Annotated in this window: 14 protein-coding genes and 1 tRNA gene; 7 read left to right on the top strand and 8 right to left on the bottom strand. The window is 72.0% G+C overall.

Going from position 1 to position 17055, the window contains the following annotated elements; all coding sequences use genetic code 11:
* The first annotated feature begins 416 nt into the window (after window positions 1-416).
* Window positions 417-1244, top strand: coding sequence for a triphosphoribosyl-dephospho-CoA synthase (locus ACZ4IF_RS10235; protein WP_467561332.1), 828 nt, complete (start codon window positions 417-419; stop codon window positions 1242-1244).
* Here ACZ4IF_RS10235 and ACZ4IF_RS10230 read toward each other — a convergent pair.
* The 4 genes from ACZ4IF_RS10230 to ACZ4IF_RS10215 all read right to left on the bottom strand — a co-directional run bounded on the left by ACZ4IF_RS10230 (window position 1234) and on the right by ACZ4IF_RS10215 (window position 7506).
* A complete protein-coding gene (locus ACZ4IF_RS10230; RefSeq protein WP_467561330.1) occupies window positions 1234-2517 on the bottom strand; it encodes an MFS transporter in 1284 nt (427 codons plus the stop codon). The genes ACZ4IF_RS10235 and ACZ4IF_RS10230 overlap by 11 nt on opposite strands.
* 318 nt (window positions 2518-2835) lie before the next feature.
* The gene (gene pdxR / locus ACZ4IF_RS10225) at window positions 2836-4215 is read right to left on the bottom strand and encodes a MocR-like pyridoxine biosynthesis transcription factor PdxR (protein WP_467561328.1); all 1380 of its coding nucleotides are present in this window, start codon (window positions 4213-4215) and stop codon (window positions 2836-2838) included.
* Between the two features lie 125 nt (window positions 4216-4340).
* Complete coding sequence (locus tag ACZ4IF_RS10220; protein WP_467561326.1) at window positions 4341-5828, bottom strand: aminopeptidase P family protein; 1488 nt, start codon at window positions 5826-5828, stop codon at window positions 4341-4343.
* A 166-nt stretch (window positions 5829-5994) separates the two neighbouring features.
* Window positions 5995-7506, bottom strand: coding sequence for a PP2C family protein-serine/threonine phosphatase (locus ACZ4IF_RS10215; RefSeq protein WP_467561324.1), 1512 nt, complete (start codon window positions 7504-7506; stop codon window positions 5995-5997).
* 483 nt (window positions 7507-7989) lie between these two features.
* Here ACZ4IF_RS10215 and ACZ4IF_RS10210 point away from each other — a divergent pair, with 483 nt between their 5' ends.
* A complete protein-coding gene (locus ACZ4IF_RS10210; protein WP_359494924.1) occupies window positions 7990-8655 on the top strand; it encodes a bifunctional DNA primase/polymerase in 666 nt (221 codons plus the stop codon).
* Window positions 8656-8711: 56 nt separating this feature from the next.
* Window positions 8712-9254: a hypothetical protein gene (locus tag ACZ4IF_RS10205; protein ID WP_467561322.1), complete on the top strand. Its 543-nt coding sequence runs from the start codon at window positions 8712-8714 to the stop codon at window positions 9252-9254.
* A gap of 234 nt (window positions 9255-9488) precedes the next feature.
* Here the strand turns inward: ACZ4IF_RS10205 and ACZ4IF_RS10200 are convergent, their stop codons facing one another.
* From ACZ4IF_RS10200 to ACZ4IF_RS10190, 3 genes are all read right to left on the bottom strand, one after another.
* Window positions 9489-10478, bottom strand: coding sequence for a DUF5926 family protein (locus ACZ4IF_RS10200; RefSeq protein WP_359494919.1), 990 nt, complete (start codon window positions 10476-10478; stop codon window positions 9489-9491).
* 292 nt (window positions 10479-10770) lie between these two features.
* Window positions 10771-11403: an ATP-binding protein gene (locus tag ACZ4IF_RS10195; RefSeq protein ID WP_345640389.1), complete on the bottom strand. Its 633-nt coding sequence runs from the start codon at window positions 11401-11403 to the stop codon at window positions 10771-10773.
* A gap of 117 nt (window positions 11404-11520) precedes the next feature.
* On the bottom strand, window positions 11521-12330 hold the full coding sequence (locus ACZ4IF_RS10190) for a glycerophosphodiester phosphodiesterase (protein ID WP_359494917.1): 810 nt from the start codon (window positions 12328-12330) through the stop codon (window positions 11521-11523).
* A gap of 256 nt (window positions 12331-12586) precedes the next feature.
* On the opposite strand from ACZ4IF_RS10190, the gene ACZ4IF_RS10185 reads away from it, so the two are divergent.
* From ACZ4IF_RS10185 to ACZ4IF_RS10175, 3 genes are all read left to right on the top strand, one after another.
* The gene (locus ACZ4IF_RS10185; RefSeq protein WP_467561319.1) at window positions 12587-14083 is read left to right on the top strand and encodes a S1C family serine protease; all 1497 of its coding nucleotides are present in this window, start codon (window positions 12587-12589) and stop codon (window positions 14081-14083) included.
* 46 nt (window positions 14084-14129) lie between these two features.
* Window positions 14130-14216, top strand: a tRNA-Ser gene (locus ACZ4IF_RS10180).
* Between the two features lie 912 nt (window positions 14217-15128).
* On the top strand, window positions 15129-15341 hold the full coding sequence (locus ACZ4IF_RS10175) for a DUF4287 domain-containing protein (protein WP_467561317.1): 213 nt from the start codon (window positions 15129-15131) through the stop codon (window positions 15339-15341).
* 20 nt (window positions 15342-15361) lie between these two features.
* On the opposite strand, the gene ACZ4IF_RS10170 is transcribed toward ACZ4IF_RS10175, so the two are convergent.
* Entirely contained in the window at window positions 15362-16243 is an 882-nt protein-coding gene (locus ACZ4IF_RS10170) for a bifunctional DNA primase/polymerase (RefSeq protein WP_467561315.1), read from the bottom strand.
* Between the two features lie 372 nt (window positions 16244-16615).
* Here ACZ4IF_RS10170 and ACZ4IF_RS10165 point away from each other — a divergent pair, with 372 nt between their 5' ends.
* Entirely contained in the window at window positions 16616-16921 is a 306-nt protein-coding gene (locus ACZ4IF_RS10165; RefSeq protein ID WP_345640417.1) for a hypothetical protein, read from the top strand.
* Window positions 16922-17055 lie beyond the last annotated feature (134 nt).

Genomic DNA, 17055 nt, shown 5'->3' with positions numbered 1-17055 from the left:
GTCCGACGCGGAAGCAGGCGCCCGACCGCCCCGAGGGGGCCGACGTGCCGACCGCCCCGAGGGGGCCGACGTGCGCGCCGCGACGCGGGTGCCGTCGGGGAAACCGAGCTGCCACGGCTGCTGGGCGACCAGGACGTTCGTGCTGTCCTCGTCGGCGCAGACCTTCACGTCGAGCACCGCCCACACGGGGTGCGGAAAGTGGGAGACCCCCCGAGGGGGCCGACGTGCCGACCGACCCGAGGGGACCGACGTGCCGTCCGAGTCGCCGGGTGCGCCGCGTGCCCGCCCCGGACTCATGACGCGTTCCCCCGGCCGGGCTTCTCGCGGGCACGTCCGGCGCGCGAGATCCCGGAGTCCACAGCGCGGTCACAGCGCTTCCCCAGGTCCCTGACGGCCGGCGTTCCTAGATTCCCGGCATGAGGGGAAGCCGTCAGGACGAGACGCTCGCCGAGGCCGCGGTGGCGGCGCTGACGCGACAGTTGGAGCTGGCACCCAAGCCGGGACTGCCCGACCCGCGCGATCTGCGCGCCCGAGCCACCCGGCAGGACCACCGCTCCCTGCGCTGGTCGGCGAAGGCCCTGGCACCCGGCCTCGCGGCGATGGCGGCGGCCGCACGCCGTACCGGCCGTGCCACCCCCGCACTTCGCGCGGAACTGGGCGCGATCGGCCGGTCCACGGAGCACTCGGTGGCTCTGGCCGGCGGCGGACACCGGGGCGCCCTGTGGGCGCTCGGGCTGCTCGTCGCGGCAGCCGCCCTGGAACCCGGCGCCACCGGGACGGAGGTCACGGCGGCGGCCAAGCGGATCGCGGCGCACACCGACCGGCGGGCACCGCGGCGGCCCTCCCGGGGATCGACCGTCTCCGCGACGTACGGGGCGGCCGGCGCCCGGGGCGAGGCACGCGCCGGATTCCCCCACGTCCGCCGGGCGTTGGACGCGCTCGCCGCCGCACGTTCGGCCGGTGCGCCGGAATCCTGCGCCCGGCTCGACGCCCTCCTCACCGTCATGGGCACGCTCCAGGACACGGAGCTGCTGCACACCGCCGGCCCCCACGGCCTGCGGCACGTCCAGGCGGGTGCCCGCGCGGTGCTGGACGCGGGCGGTTCGTCCACGGAAGCGGGCCGTGCGGCCCTGGCCTCCTTCGACGGCGACCTCCACACGCGCGTGTGGAGCCCGCGAGGTAGTGGAGCGCTCCTCGCGGGTGCCCTGTTCGTGGACTCGCTGCCCGTGGCCGTCAGGTCGTGACCGGGACGCCGCACCGACCCGCGGCCGGATCGGAGCGTGGGTCCGACGCCGGGTCCTGCACGCGTCGGGAGCGTGTCGCGGGCCCCATCGCGTACGACGCCCCGGCGATCAGTGCGCCGAGCAGCAGCCATCCGGGCGTTCCCCAGCCCACCAGCAGTGCCGTCAGGACGAGCGGGCCCATCGTGCGGGCCACCGTGACACCGGTGCCGAAGAAGCCCTGGTACTCGCCCATGCGGTCGGCCGGGGCGAGGTCGAAGGCCAGTTGCCAGGAGCCCGCCGACTGCTGCATCTCGGCGACGACCTGAAGGAGCGCGCCCGCCACGAGGATCCCGGCCGCGACCCACGGGGAGGCCCCGGACGACAGGGCGAACACCGCGCAGGACGCCAGCATCACGAGTCCGGACCGGCGGATGGCGCGCGTGGCCGCCGTGAGGCCCGTGACGTCCCGCGCCATCCGTACCTGGAAGACCATCACCGCGCCCGTGTTGAGCACGAACAGCGCGGAGACCAGCCAGGCGGGCGCCTCGGTGCGCTCGGTGATCCACAGCGGCACGCCGAGGCTGAGCAGCGGCATCCGCAGCAGCAGCACGGTGTTGAGGAACGTCACCAGCACATAGGGGCGGTCGCGCAGGACACCGAGCCGGTGACCGCGCCGCGCGGTCACCGGCCGCACCGGCGGCAGGCGCAGCAGCAGCCCGGCGCACAGCAGGAAGCTCGTCGCGTCCAGAGCGAACACCGCGGAGTATGCGGCCCGCGTCCCGGCGTGCAGCGCGAGTCCGCCGAGGCCCGCGCCCACCGCCAGACCGGCGTTCAGCGTCGACTGGAGGTGCGCGAGCAGTCCGGTGCGCCGCCCGGCCGGCACCAGCCCCGCGAGCAGCGCCTGCCGGGCCGCCGCGAGCCCCGACTGCGCGGACGCGTACGCGCACGCCGCGAGGACGAAGGGGGCGAAGCCGCGGACGACCAGGAAGGACGCCACCGCCGTCGCCGTCGCCAGGGCCAGCAGCGCCGCCGTGCCGCGCGGCCCGCGCCGGTCGGCGAGCCGGCCGAGCGGCACGCCCACCAGTGAGCCGACGGCCCAGGCGACGGTCAGCCCCAGTCCCACGTGTGTGGGCGCGAGACCGACGACGTGCGTGAAGTACAGGGCGGAGGTCACGTAATAGGCGCCGTCGCCCACGGAGTTGGCCAGCTGGGCGAGGGCGAGCACGCGCTGCGGGCCCACGGGAGGGAGGAGACGGTGTGACGTCGCGTGCGCCGCGGCTGCCTGGTTCGTCATGCCACTGACGCTACGGACGTATTGGCTCCCCGGGCAGCTCCAATCAGCACGCTTCTTGTTGGCCCAATTCGACGACCCGTCACCGGCACCGCCCAGGCCGGAGGCCTCTGCCGCCGGGGCGGACCGGCCGCAGCCGACGACCGGCACGGCCCACGCGGGCGGCCTCCGTCAGTGGTGGGGCCGGTCCGCCGCCCACCACGGGCCCGGCCCACGTGCGCGGCCTGCGCCGCCGGGGCGGACCGGTCGCACCTCACCACGGGCGCGGCCCGGGCGAGCGCTCTCCGCCGCCGGGGCGGACCGATCCGCACCGGTGGCCCCTCAGCCCGCCCTCCGCACCGCGTCCAACACCCGTCCCAGCGCCTCCAGGGCATCCGGATACGCGCGTTCCCGGGGTGTCCCGTACCCGACGACGAGTCCCTGCGGGCGGTCCGCGGCCGGTGCGTGCCAGTGATCTCCCAGGTGGCCGATCGCCAGCCCCTCCTGCGCGGCCCGCGCCAGCACCTCCGCCTCGTCGGCCACCTCCACCAGGGCATGCAGCCCCGCGGCGATCCCCCGGACGTTCCTGCGCGTCCCCAGCCGGCCCAGCAGTTGGTCCCTGCGGCGCCGGTAGCGCAGCCGGCACGCGCGCACATGACGGTCGTACGCGTGGCTGTCGATCATCTCGGCGAGCGCCAACTGGCCGATGGACTCGGTGTGGTGGTCGCTGTGCAGCTTGATGTCGGCGACCGCGTCGACGAGGTGCGGCGGCAGCACCATCCAGCCGAGCCGCAGGGCGGGCCCGAGCGTCTTGGAGGCCGTGCCCAGGTAGACGACCTGGCCGGGTGCCATCCCCTGGAGCGCGCCGACCGGCTGCCGGTCGTAACGGAACTCCCCGTCGTAGTCGTCCTCGACGATCAGTCCGTCACGCGCGCGTGCCCAGTCGGTGAGGGCGCGCCGCCGCTCCGGGTGCAGGGTGACGCCGGTCGGGTACTGGTGGGCGGGCGTGACGACGACCGCGTCCGCCTCCGCCGCGGCCTCCGCGCGGGCGCCGCGTTCGTCGACGGGCAGCGGCACGACGGTTCCGCCGCTCTTGCGCACCACCTCGCGGTGGAACGCCAGGCCGGGGTCCTCCATGGCCACCGTGCCACCGTCCAGCACACGGGTGAGGAGCGCGAGACCCTGCACATAGCCCGAAGTGATGACGATCCGTTCGGGCGGCGCGATCACTCCCCGCGCCCGCCCCAGGTAACCCGACAACGCGGTCCGCAGCTCGATACGGCCGCGCGGGTCCCCGTAGTCGTACGCCATGGACGGTGCCGTCGCGATCGCGCGGCGCAGCGCCCGCAGCCATGCCGCCGCCGGGAAGGCGCCGACGTCCGGGCTGCCCGGACGCAGGTCGAAACGGGGTGCACGCGCGTGTGGCGCGTGTACGGCCGCCGCCGCGCCGTCCGTGGGCAGTGGTGCCACCTCGGTGCCGGAACCCTGCCGGGCCGTCAGATAGCCCTCCGCGACCAACTGGTCGTACGCGGCCTTCGCCGTGCCGCGGGAGATGCCCAGTTCGGCCGCGAGCCGGCGGGTCGCCGGCAGCCGTGTGCCGGGCGAGAGCCGTCCCTCGCGCACGGCGTCCCGCAGGGCCCGTTCGAGCCCCGCCCTGCGCCCCGCCCCGGCGTCCGGCTCCAGATGCAGGTCCACCCCGACACCGGACCAGAAGTCGTCCACGAAAAGCCCCCCTAGGCACACCGGAAAGCCCGGGAGCGCCGAAGTCCCCCGGGCATGCCGATGGCCGGGCACCCAGGAGGGCACCCGGCCATCAGTCTCGTCATCAGCCCTCGCGGGGCACTATGTCAGCCCTTCAGGGACGCCATCCAGGCCTCGACCTCGTCCGAGCGGCGCGGAAGGCCCGCGGACAGGTTCCGGTTGCCGTCCTCGGTGACGAGGATGTCGTCCTCGATGCGGACGCCGATGCCGCGGTACTCCTCCGGGACGGCCAGGTCGTCCGCCTGGAAGTACAGGCCGGGCTCGACGGTCAGGCACATGCCCGGCTCCAGCGTGCCCTCGACGTACGTCTCGGTCCGCGCGGCCGCGCAGTCGTGCACGTCCATGCCGAGCATGTGGCCGGTGCCGTGCAGGGTCCAGCGGCGCTGCAGGCCCAGCTCCAGGACGCGCTCCACGGGGCCCTCGACCAGGCCCCACTCGACGAGCTTCTCGGCGAGCACGCGCTGCGCGGCGTCGTGGAAGTCGCGGTACTTGGCGCCCGGCTTCACGGCCGCGATACCGGCCTCCTGGGCCTCGTACACGGCGTCGTAGATCTTCTTCTGGAGCTCCGTGTACGTGCCGTTGATCGGCAGCGTGCGCGTCACGTCGGCGGTGTAGAGCGTGTGGGTCTCGACACCCGCGTCCAGCAGGAGCAGGTCGCCGGAGCGGACCGGGCCGTCGTTGCGCACCCAGTGCAGCGTGCAGGCGTGCGGGCCGGCGGCGCAGATCGAGCCGTAGCCGATGTCGTTGCCCTCGACGCGTGCGCGCAGGAAGAACGTGCCCTCGATGTAGCGCTCGCTGGTCGCCTCGGCCTTGTCCAGGACCCGGACGACGTCCTCGAAGCCGCGCACGGTCGAGTCGACGGCCTTCTTCAGCTCGCCGACCTCGAAGTCGTCCTTGAGGAGCCGCGCCTCGGAGAGGAAGACCCGCAGCTCCTCGTCGCGCTCGGCGGTGACCTTGTCGGTCAGGGCGGACTCGATGCCGGCGTCGTAGCCGCGCACGACACGGACCGGGCCGGTGGCTTCACGCAGCGCGGCGGCCAGCTCGCGCACGTCCGAGGCCGGGATGCCGTACAGCGCCTCGGACTCGGTGAGGGAGTGGCGGCGGCCGACCCACAGCTCGCCCTGGCCGGACAGCCAGAACTCGCCGTTCTCGCGGTCGGAGCGCGGCAGCAGGTAGATCGTCGCCTTGTGGCCGCCGGACACCGGCTCCAGGACGAGGACGCCGTCCTCGGTCAGGTTGCCGGTCAGGTACGCGTACTCGACCGAGGCGCGGAAGGGGTACTCGGTGTCGTTCGAGCGGGTCTTCAGATTGCCCGCGGGGATCACCAGGCGCTCGCCCGGGAAGCGCGCGGAGAGCGCGGCGCGGCGGGCGGCCGTGTGCTCGGCCTGGGCGATGGGCTTCAGGCCGCGCAGCTCGGTGTCGGCCCACCCCGACTTCATGCTCTCGGCCAGCTCGTCGGACACGCCCGGGTACAGGCCGTTCTTGCGCTGCTTGATCGGCTCCTCTTCGCCCGCTTCGTCAGCGGCATCGTCAAGCACGGCTTCCGGGGTCTCCGGGGTGAGCGCCTCCGACACGGTCTGCCTCCTAGATACGACATTGGACCTCCCCCATCGTACGGTCGTACTGAAGGGGGCCCAGGGCCGGAAGACCTGTTACGTACGGCTCACCGTGAACGGCGACCGCGGGCACCGCGGATCGGCCGTCCGAGCCGGGCGCCCGGGACGGCGGCGCTCGGGGCGCTCACTCGAAGCGCGCCGCCAGAAGGACGACGTCCTCCTTGCTGTCGGCCTCGTCGAGTCCGTCCGGCAGCACCGTGCGCAGCACGTGGTCGGCGACCGCGTCGGCGTTGGCGCGGACCGCCCGGGGGACGCTCGCCGCCGCCGCGTGCAGCCGGGTGAAGGCCCGGTCCATGGGGTCGCCGGTGCGGTGCAGCAGACCGTCGGTGTACAGCAGCACGGTCTCGCCCGGCTCCGTGGTCAGCTCGACGCTCGGCGCCTCCCAGCACGCGAGCATGCCCAGGGGGGCCGACAGGGAGGTCTCCACGAACTCCGTGCGCCGCGGCCCGATCACCAGGGGCGGGCTGTGGCCGGCTCCCGCCAGCGTGAGCTTGCGCAGCGCGGGCTCGCAGTAGGCGAACAGCGCGGTCGCGGAGCGGGCGGGCTCGGTCAGCCGCAGCAGCAGTTCGAGGTCGGACAGGACCGCGACGGGGTCCTCGCCCTCCATGACGGCGTACGCCCTCAGGGACGCCCTCAGACGGCCCATCGCGGCGACCGCGCTGGGCCCGCACCCGGTGACGGAGCCGACCGCGAGGCCGAGCGCGGCGTCGGGCAGCGGCAGCGCGTCGTACCAGTCACCGCCGCCGCGCGCACTCGTGCGGTGCCGTGCGGCGAGCTGGACGCCGGCGACCCGGGGGAGCCGCGGGGGCAGCAGCTCCTCGGAGATCGTCGTCATGCAGGCGCGCGTGCGCTCCAGTTCCACGAGGCGGGCCAGGTGCTCGGTGGCGTAGCGGGCGTAGAGGCCGACGAGATGGCGCTGGCGCTCGACCGGTTCGGCGGGTTCGTCGTAGAGCCAGACGGCGGCGCCCAGTCGGCCCGCCGCGCCGGTGGACAGGGGGAGTGCGTAGCTCGCGGCGTAGCCGAGCCGGGCGGCCACCTCGCGGTGGCGGGGGTCGAGCCCGTCGTCGGAGAAGAGGTCCGGCTGGGCGATCTCGCCCTCACCGCCCGGAAGTCCGTCCAGGATCTTCCCGTACGACATGGCGCTGCGCGGGACGGTCTCGATATGGCCGAGATCAGCGCGGGCCAGCCCCAGCCCGATCGTCGTGTCGGGCCCGAGTCCGTCGCCCGGCTCCAGGACGAGGAGACCGCGTCGGGCGCCCACGAGGGCGGCTCCGGCGCGCAGCGTCTCCTGCAGGGCGTCGTCGAGTGCTGAGGTGCGTGCCAGGCGCTCGGTGAGCTCGTGGAGCGTGGTGAGATCCGAGACCCAGCCCGCCAGACGATCTTGAAGAACGGCGCCGGGACCGATGGGGGAGGTGGCCGAAGGGGCACCCGTGGGGGCAGGCGTCGGCGCGACAGTGTGTGTGGGCGAAGGAACCGTTGAATCGATTCCAGCCACTTTCGGAATGTGAGGGGCGTTCATGGCGTCCGGCTTTCCGACCGGTGCGTATTGCTCAATAGCATCGCAAACCCCCATGTCGTTCTGCGCCGCTAGCGGTGTCTCCACATGTACACGCACTCGTGAGGGGATGTCCAGCATTGTCCTGCTGGGATTCCTGGTGTCCGTGAGACTGTCGGTAACCCTTGCGGGAAAGCAAAGTTGGCTTAAAACTGACTCGGGCAACGGCTTATTGAGGTCGACTGGCCTCGTTCGACGGAGCGTCACAGCGGTCGTGATGGGTACGTACTCGGTGAAGGCCAGGGGTGGTTGAGATCCGCCCGGAACCTGGCGACGGACCCGGGCGTCTTAGCCACCGACGACCGTGCCCCATCCTCCCGTGGCGGAGGCGGCAAGAAATACACGGGACGGCAAATCGCCAGGCGCCGCCACCCCACGCCATGCCCATGCTTTTGATAGACGCAGTATGGACGCGGACGCAGCCAAACGCTCGGCCCATAGGGGTTCCCCTTGTCTCCAGCAGGGGTGTGATGCGCCAGTAGGTACGCACAGTGAAGTGATCGACACATGGTGTGATGTGGTCCACGGTGTTGCCAGGCGTGCAACGGAAAGGAACGAGCGCTCATGCGCGAGATCCTCGGAAGGCGACGCAGGCTCCTGTCCAGGCGGAACAACGGGAGGCCTGAGATGCTCAGCGCGGCCCTGACCTTCGCGACCGAATGGCAGTGGCCCGTACTCCCGGGAGTGGCGGCGGACCCGCAGGGGCGTGCCCGCTGCGCGTGCCCCGACCCGGAGTGCACGGTGCCCGGTGCCCACCCCTTCGACCCCGGCCTCCTCGCGGCCACCACCGACGAGCGCATGGTGCGCTGGTGGTGGACCAACCGGCCGTCGGCACCCGTCGTGCTGGCCACCGGCGGCAAGGCCCCGTGCGCGGTGAGCCTGCCGGCTCTCGCGGCGGCCCGTGCCCTCGACGCCCTCGACCGCAAGGGCATGCGCCTCGGCCCGGTCGTCGCGTCCCCGACGCGCTGGTCGATCCTCGTCGCGCCCTACTCCATGGAGCAGCTCGGCGAGCTTCTCTACGCGAAGGACTTCGTCCCCGGTTCCCTGCGCTTCCACGGCGAGGGCGGCTATCTCGCACTGCCGCCGTCCGAGACGGGTGGGGGCCAGATCCGCTGGGAGCGTGCCCCGCTGCCCGGCTCCGCCGCCCCCTGGGTGCCCGATGTGGAGGCGGTCGTGGACGCCGTCGTGGAGGCACTCACTCGTACGGGTGTGAGCGCGCCCGAGTTGTAGGAGCGCACGGCGCGCGGTTGACCGCGCGCCCGCCCGCGCTCGTTATCTTCCCCTTCATGAACCTTCGCCTGCTCGCACTCGCGGGCGTAGTGGCGGTCACGGTGGCCCTTCCGCTCGCCGTGGCATCCGCGGGGCCCGTCGCGGACGCCGGGGATCCCGGCCGCGACGGCGCCTCGGCCGCAAGGGCCCCGGGGCGCGACGGCAAGGGGACGGCGGCTCCCGTCCCCACCCGGTCGCCCCGGCTGCTGGGACTCGGCCTCGCCACCGCCGCCCGGTGCGGTCCCGAACTCTCCTCCCCCGACGGCATCGAGGCGCAGACCTGTGTCCTCACGCAGGGTGAGGACACATGGGCGCGCACGTACTACCGCAACGCGACCGGCGACGAGCTGCACTCCGTGCTGACGTTGATGGGGCCCGGCGGGCGCACCGTGCAGATGAACTGCGCGGTGGGCGCGGAGGACGACCCCGGGGTCTGTGAGACCCCGAGGGAACGCACCGACGGCGACGTGGGGGGCTATGCGGCGGTCGCGGAGTTCGCGGAACGGACCGCGGCCGGAGGGCCGCTGTTGCTGCGCTCGGGCAGCAACTCGGGGCAGTAGCAAGGTGGTTGATGCCGCACGCGGTTGCGGACATGGAAAGACCCGGTTGCTGGCGACGGGGGATGCACCAGCAACCGGGCTACTCGAACGGTAACAAGAGATCGGCGGTTCGCAAATTCGATCTCGGCTATTCGGACACGGATTTACCTGTCGCAACGGGGAGTTGTGACAGGAGTCACCCGTTCTGTGGGGCTCTGCCCAGCTGACCGGTCGGTCAGTTCGGCTTCCTGTGGGTCAGCTGAGCGTGACCTGTCGGTTGGTGAGGCCGCCGCGCGCCCTGCGCTCCTCCGCGGTGAGCGGTGCGTCGGTGGCCAGGGCGGTGGCGAGGCGCTCGGCGAACTCGGCCGCGGGCTTCTCGATGTCGTCCGCCGTGACGCTCGTCGGCAGGTCCCAGACCGGCACCGTGAGCCCGTGGGCACGGAAGGAACCGACCAGACGGGTGCCTTCGCCGAGGTTCGAGCGGCCGGCGGCGTGCAGCCGGGCCAGCGCGTCCAGAAGCTGCTCCTCCGGGTGCGGCATGACCCAGCGCAGGTGGTTCTTGTCGGGGGTCTCGCACCAGTAGGCGGCGTCGACCCCGGCGAGCTTCACGGTCGGGATGGCGGCGGCGTTGGCCCGCTCCAGCGAGGCGGTCACGTCCGCCGTCGCGTTCTCCGCGTCCGGGACCCAGAATTCGAAGCCGCTGTGCACAACTGGCTCGAACGCGCCTTCGGGGGCGAGCAGGTCCTGGAGTCGCGGGCCGTCGGCGGGGGCGCGCCGGCCCTCGACCGGAGAGCCCGGCTTCGCGGTGAGCGCGCGCTGGAGGGTGTCGGCGAGGTCGCGGCTGATGTCGCCGGACGCCGTGTCGTTCTGCAGGCCCAGGAGCACCGAGCCGTCCTCGCGGCGCAGCGCGGGCCAGGCCATCGGCAGGACCGTGGCGAGCGTGACCGACGGGACGCCCTCGGGGAGGCTCTCCTTGAGGTTCAGTTCGACCGTGGCGGCGGGCACCAGCTCGCGCAGCGCGACCCAGTCGCACTCGCCGGGCAGTCCCTCGAAGGGGCGCTGCACCAGCTCGGTCACGGCGTGCGCGGCGGCCCGGCCGTGGCAGGCCTTGTAGCGGCGGCCGCTGCCGCAGGGGCAGGGCTCGCGAGCGCCCACAACCGGGACGTGCCCATCGGCGCCTGCGGCGCGGGCCCCGGCTTTCGAGGTGGGCTGCTTGGCCTTGGTGTGGGGTCGCTTCTTGGCCATCGTGGGTGTCTCCCGATCACGGCTCGTCTCGTACGGGCGCGAGCCTAGCCGTTCCTACGTGGGCTGACGGGACCCTGTGGACAACGCACCGGGTCGTCCCGGAGCCGGTGATTCGGCCCGCCTGCGCCACGACCGGCACGTCCCGCTCCGTCCGTTCCCCGCCCCGCGGTGTCGCCGGGTCGGCGTGTCCCCTTCGGTGACTCCGAAGACGTGATCCCCGGCGGTGCCCCCGATGAGCGCGCTGCGGTCCCGGCGGCCCGCTTCCCGGGCGCCCAGACGTGTGCCGGTGTCCTCAGCCCAGTTCGTCGAAGGCGTCCGCGAAGTCCAGCTCCGGTATCCCCGCCGACACGTTCGGTGACGCGACGCGCGTAGCGAAATCATCATGCCGACGCGCGGATTCGACATCGTCCTGGACGACGACCCACACCGTGACCTCGCCGCGGACGTCGTCGCGCACGCCCCAGTCCTTGGCCAGTGCCGAGATGATGTTCAGCCCACGGCCGCCGCGCGCGGTGACCGAGGGCGTTGCCGGGACGGGCCGGGTCGGACCACCGCCGTCCGTCACCTCGACGACGAGCCGCCCGGACGTATCGACGCGCCACGCCGCACGGACGTCTCCGTCACCTGTCAGGGCGTCACCCAGTGGCCTGCCGTGCCGGCAGGCATTGCTGAGCAGTTCGGAAAGGATCAGTACGGCATCGTCGATGACCGAGTCCGCCACGCCACCGGTACGCAATTGATCACGCATGCGGTGTCTTGCTTCCCCCACGCCCGCAGGACCATGGGGTACGGCCATGCTCGACGACGTGGGCACCTCCTGTGCCACCACCAACGCCACCCCCGAGACCTCCTTTGCCCCACGCCACGTTGTGGATGCCCCTTTGGACTGGACCGGAAACCGGCCAATCAACGTCTGCTGACGCACTCGTAACGATCGAATACGGAGCGAACGCGCCGGTGCACTCCCTGTAATCGCGTGACTGGATCTCGGTGGTGATGTCCGGTGTCCGTGGAGTTCCCTGCCTGGGGGAACGTGGTGGGATCAGCGGCCCAACTGGCGCAGGACGGCACGCGGACGGTTGGTGATGATGGCGTCGATGCCCAGCTCAACGCAGAGATCGACGTCCTCGGGCTCGTTCACCGTCCAGACGTGCACCTGGTGTCCGGCTCGTTTCAGCCGTTCGATGTAACCGGGGTGACTGCGTACGATCCGCATCGAGGGGCCCGCGATCCGGACACCGGCGGGCAGTCGCCCGTCGCGCAGACGCGGGGAGATGAACTGCAGCAGATAGACCGTGGGCATGTTGGGCGAGGCGGCCCGGACGCGATGCAGCGAGCGCGCGGAGAAGCTCATGACGCGTACCGGTGACTGGGCGGGAGTCTCGGGCGCGTCCAAGCCGAAACGCTTCAGCAGGACCAGCAGCCGCTCCTCGACCTGGCCGGCCCAGCGGGTCGGGTGCTTCGTCTCGATGGCCAGCTCGACGCGGCGGCCCGCGTCGGCGACGAGTTCGAGCAGCCGCTCCAGGGTGAGGACGGAGGTGTCCTCCGGGTCCCCGGGACCGTGCTCCCAGTCGGGGGCCTCGTCACCGTTCTTCCAGGAGCCGAAGTCCAGGGCGGCGAGGTCGGCGAGCTCCAGGGCCGAGACCGCTCCGCGGCCGTTGGACGTACGGTTGATCCGGCGGTCGTGCACGCAGACGAGATGGCCGTCGGCGGTCAGGCGCACATCGCACTCAAGGGCGTCCGCACCGTCCTCGATCGCCTTCCTGTACGCGGCCAGCGTGTGCTCGGGGGCCTCTTCGGAGGCTCCGCGATGGGCGACGACCTGGATGGGGTGCTGTCGTGCGAGGGTCACCGCGTCATGGTGCCACCGTCGTGCAGCAGGCGTGAGGTCGAGGAGGCGGGGATCCGCCCGTTTCGCCAGACTGGTCCGATATAAAGGATGGTCGCGGACCCACAGCCACCGCTTATGGTGCTCTGACGGCCGGTGGGAAAAGCTGTCGTCGTACAAAAGCGCATGCACAGCTGAATCGCGCCGGACCGTCGACAAGCGTGAGTGAGCGTGACCGAGTGCGACCGAGAACAACAGCCGTGGATCTAGGAGTAGAGCTGTGAGCACCGAGAACGAGGGCACCGCAGTACCCCCGGCCCCGTCCGCACCTCCCGTGCCGGTGGAAACTCCCGCTGCCTCCGCGCAGGCCACTGCGCCCGAGGAGGGCGCGCCGACCGCTCCGATCCCGGTGGTGCCTCCGAGCGCCCCCGGCGCGCCGGAGCAGGCACCGGCGCCCGCGCAGCAGCCGGCGTACGCGCACGCCGGAGTCGGGCACGGCGCCGCCCCGCACGGGCAGGGCGCCGGATTCCCCGGATCCGCCGCCGAGGCGGGCTGGCCGCCTCCGCCGCCGCCCACCCCGTCGTACGCGGACGGTGGCGGCTCGGGCCACGGCGGCTGGGGCTCCTCCTACCAGCAGCCCGCACCGAAGCCGAAGAACGGACGCGGCGGCCTGGTCGCCGCCCTCCTGGTGGCCGCCCTGGTCGCCGGCGGCGTCGGCGGCGGCATCGGCTACTCGCTCGCGAAGAACAACGACGACTCCACCGACTCGACGACGGTCTCCGCCCCGAGCAACAGCGGTGACGTCAAGCGCGCCTCGGGCACCGTCGCCAACGTGGCGGCCAAGGCGCTGCCGAGCACCGTGACGATAGAGGCGCAGAGCTCGAGCGGTGAGGGCGGCACCGGTACCGGCTTCGTCTTCGACACCCAGGGCCACATCCTCACCAACAACCACGTCGTCGCGGACGCGGTCGACGGCGGCAAGCTCACCGCGACCTTCCCCGACGGCAAGAAGTACGACGCCGAGGTGGTCGGTCACGCACAGGGCTACGACGTCGCGGTGATCAAGCTGAAGAACGCGCCGTCGGACCTGAAGCCGCTCGCTCTCGGCAACTCCGACAAGGTGGCCGTCGGCGACTCCACGATCGCGATCGGCGCGCCCTTCGGCCTGTCGAACACGGTGACCACCGGAATCATCAGCGCCAAGGACCGCCCGGTGGCGTCCAGCGACGGCAGCTCCGGCAGCAAGGCCTCCTACATGAGCGCCCTGCAGACGGACGCCTCGATCAACCCGGGCAACTCCGGCGGCCCGCTCCTGGACGCGCAGGGCGCGGTCATCGGCATCAACTCGGCGATCCAGTCGAGCAGCGGAGGCGGCCTCGGCGGCAGCAGCCAGTCCGGCTCCATCGGCCTGGGCTTCGCGATCCCGATCAACCAGGCGAAGAACGTCGCGCAGCAGCTGATCAAGACCGGCGAGCCGGTCTACCCGGTGATCGGTGCCTCGGTCTCCCTGGAAGAGGGCACCGGCGGCGCGAAGATCACCGAGCAGGGTGCGAGCGGCTCCGACGCGGTCACCTCGGGCGGCCCCGCGGACAAGGCCGGCCTCAAGCCCGGCGACGTCATCACCAAGCTCGACGACCACGTGATCGACAGCGGACCGACCTTGATCGGCGAGATCTGGACCCACCGCCCCGGCGACACGGTCGAGCTCACCTACACCCGGGACGGAAAGACCCACACGGTCGACGTCACCCTGGGACAGCGCGAGGGCGACAGCTGAGCGGTTAGTCTTGTCCCCGCGCCGTCGACGATCGTGGACGGCGCGGGGTGGGTTGCCCGAGCGGCCTAAGGGAACGGTCTTGAAAACCGTCGTGGCAGCGATGTCACCGTGGGTTCAAATCCCACACCCACCGCACGTGAACGGCCCCTGATCAGGTAAATCGGTCAGGGGCCGTTCTCGTGAGCGTTGTCCGCCAGCGACCGCTGTTCCCCGCTGCTCTCCGACGGAACGGGCACGGGAGGGGCACGTCGACTGGCCATCCCTAGACTGCGAGCAGCCCGGCGAGCGTCAAAGCCGCCACCGCAGAGAAGACCCGCCGCTTCCTCCAGCCCGGTCCCGAAGCCTGGCGGGTCAGCTCCCAGACGGCCACCAGACCGCCACCAAGGCCCAGCGCGCTCCGCAGCAAGAAAACGGTGGTGTGCACAGGGAGCCTCCAGGGACCTTCGAACGGACGGGAAGGCTACCCCTGGTGGTGGTCGCGTGGATGGCCAGCCCCAGTTTGGAAGATCGCGTATGCGGATCCGGGCTGAGCTGGCGGTTCGCTGACCTGCGGTCTCTCCGTCGGCTCTCCGGTGTTCCCCGCTGCTCCCCGCCGGTCGCCGCTTGATCGGGCACGCAGGGGGCACGCACAGGCGTTCTGCCGCCTCCAGGAGGGAATGCCGTGGGTGTAGTTCGCGGAATTGCAACGAAACGAACAAAGCGGACTAGCCAACGGCGCTCCGTTCGGCCAGTTCGCGCCTTGTCTGTCAGGCGAGTTGGGCGACGATCGCGCCGGCAAGGTCCTCCGGGATCCCCAGGAAAACCGTCGTGGCAGCGATGTCACCGTGGGTTCAAATCCCACACCCACCGCGGCAGTTCGGCACGTGTGCCGATCCGAAGGGGTGTCTCTCATCGAGAGGCACCCCTTCGGCCTGTGCGGGGCGGTTCCGCGGCGCGCAGCGATGAGTTCTCCCCGCTCGCGCGGTCGTATGGGCAACCAGTCGGAGTACGGCGGCGTGCCGGTGCTCCGAGACCGCTTCTCGCACAGGGATGGGACACCGCCGACATGACCGAAGCCGTGAAGGGCCCCGCCGGCTACTTCCCCTCGATCGAGAAGAAGTACGGGCGGCCCGTCGCCGAATGGAAGGACCTCATCCGGTCCTCGCCGCTGACCAGGCACATGGAGCTCGTGTCCTGGCTCAAGGCCGAGCACGGGCTCGGGCACGGCCACGCCAACGCCCTGGTCGCCCACACCCTCGCCGAGGACAGCGGCACGTAGACCCTCCGGCGGCGCCGCCGTCAGCCTCGCCGCGGCGGTGCCGGAGCCGTCATCCGTGCCGCCGAGGCGATCGTCGAGCGGGCCTCGTGTTCGGTGAGCCCCGTGCGGACGGCGGCCTCCACGAGAGGGTCGGTCAGCTCGGTACCGATGCCGTTCTCGTACGCGCGGCAGGCGGCCCAGAACAGGCGGGTGTTGCGCTGGCCCTCGTGGGCGGCGAGCACGAACTGGACGAGCCCCTGGCCCTGCCTGCCGGTCGCCGGGGACGCGGGAGGGTGCTGCCGCCGGGGCGGGGGTGTGAGCAGGCGCAGCAGCTCGCTCGGGCAGGGCGCGGGCGCCAGATGGGCGGTGCCCGGTGCGGTGCCGTAGACGCCGTGGTCGGTGCGTGAGCCGGGGCCGACGAGGTAGCCGCCGGCGCCGCGGATGTCGATGCCCGGAGCCAGGCGGCCGGCGGAGTTGGGGACGACGAGGTCGGGCGGTCCGCTCAGCCAGAGGTGACGACCGCCGCTGGGGGTCAGCACGACGACGGTCTCCGGGATCGTGAAGAGGTGGCGCAGGGCCAGTTCACGCAGGGCGGCCGACGAGTCCGTGCCGGATTTGGTGTCCAGGTCGATGCCGATGAGGTGATGGGGGTGCAGCCCGCAGGCTATGCCGTAGCCGGTGGCCCAGGGGGCGGCGGCGAACAGTTCGCGGATGCGCCGGGGGTCGGTCGACGCGTCGTACACGCCGTGCCCGAAGCGGCCGCATTCGCCGTGGCAGGGGGCGGGGTCGGGGTCGTCACGGTGGGGGGAGCGCAGGGCCGGGAGCTTTGTCCGGGACAGCGGGATCACCGCCAGCCCGCGCTCGGCTGCGGACAGGGCGTGGGCCAGGGCCAGGGTCGTGGCCTGCCGGTCGATGGTGGCCATGCCTCCATGTTCGTACGAGTGTTCGAAAAAAGGAAGGGCTTCCCGGACACGCGCGGGTGCGGGGTGGCCGACGGGTGTGATTGGCCGAAAACGTGCCGGAACGCTTCGCCTCGTGCGGCGTCCGGGATTGGGCGGCCAGTCACGGGCTGAGCAGGGACTTCTCGGGCGGGAAGGGGGTTTATAGACATGTCCTCACGCTTGAGGGGGAATCGGGGCTTCCGGGGTGGTTCGCCGGGGATCCGCTGGGCAACTCTGGAGTCGCGACGTCGTGCACAGCGCCGAGGCGGTCGGCCAACTGCCTTGGATCAAGCCGAATTTCACGTACATCCCGGTTCATCGCCGGTGCGTACAACCGGTTCTGGAGGAACTCACATGGCAAGCATCCGTACCGCCCGCGTTCTCGCCGCCGTCGCCGCCCTGCCTCTCGCGGCCGCCCTCTTCACGGGCGTCGCGGCAGCGGACAACGGCGCCTTCGCGGACGACGGATCGAACGCGGGCGTGGCGACCATCGGCCGCAGCGGAGTCGGTCACGACAACTTCGGCAACTCCTCCACCACCCAGCAGCAGGCGGTCGGCTCCGGAGCGTCGAACCAGAGCAATACCGCCCAGGTGAACGGCTCGGCCTTCACCGCCATCGACCAGTCCACCGCCGTCATCAACTTCACCAACCTCTGGTGAGCCGGGGGCCGATGCGCTCCCGTCGGCCCGGAACATCCAGCGTGTGGTTGTGCTCTGTGGGGTGGTAGCGCGTCTGCGCGGCGGTGCTTCGGCACCGCCGCGCAGACGTTTTCCGCGTCTCCCGGACGCCCTGC

Source organism: Streptomyces sp. NPDC025784 (genome assembly GCF_055558435.1).
Note: the sequence above shows the minus strand (reverse complement) of the source record. Positions and strands in the feature narration are given on the sequence as shown.

Coding starts and splice junctions, on each gene's coding strand:
- ACZ4IF_RS10235 (WP_467561332.1), top strand. CDS start 417: ATGAGGGGAAGCCGTCAGGACGAGACGCTCGCCGAGGCCGCGGTGGCG.
- ACZ4IF_RS10230 (WP_467561330.1), bottom strand. CDS start 2,517: ATGACGAACCAGGCAGCCGCGGCGCACGCGACGTCACACCGTCTCCTC.
- ACZ4IF_RS10210 (WP_359494924.1), top strand. CDS start 7,990: ATGCGCGAGATCCTCGGAAGGCGACGCAGGCTCCTGTCCAGGCGGAAC.
- ACZ4IF_RS10205 (WP_467561322.1), top strand. CDS start 8,712: ATGAACCTTCGCCTGCTCGCACTCGCGGGCGTAGTGGCGGTCACGGTG.
- ACZ4IF_RS10170 (WP_467561315.1), bottom strand. CDS start 16,243: ATGGCCACCATCGACCGGCAGGCCACGACCCTGGCCCTGGCCCACGCC.
- ACZ4IF_RS10200 (WP_359494919.1), bottom strand. CDS start 10,478: ATGGCCAAGAAGCGACCCCACACCAAGGCCAAGCAGCCCACCTCGAAA.
- ACZ4IF_RS10215 (WP_467561324.1), bottom strand. CDS start 7,506: ATGCTGGACATCCCCTCACGAGTGCGTGTACATGTGGAGACACCGCTA.
- ACZ4IF_RS10165 (WP_345640417.1), top strand. CDS start 16,616: ATGGCAAGCATCCGTACCGCCCGCGTTCTCGCCGCCGTCGCCGCCCTG.
- ACZ4IF_RS10175 (WP_467561317.1), top strand. CDS start 15,129: ATGACCGAAGCCGTGAAGGGCCCCGCCGGCTACTTCCCCTCGATCGAG.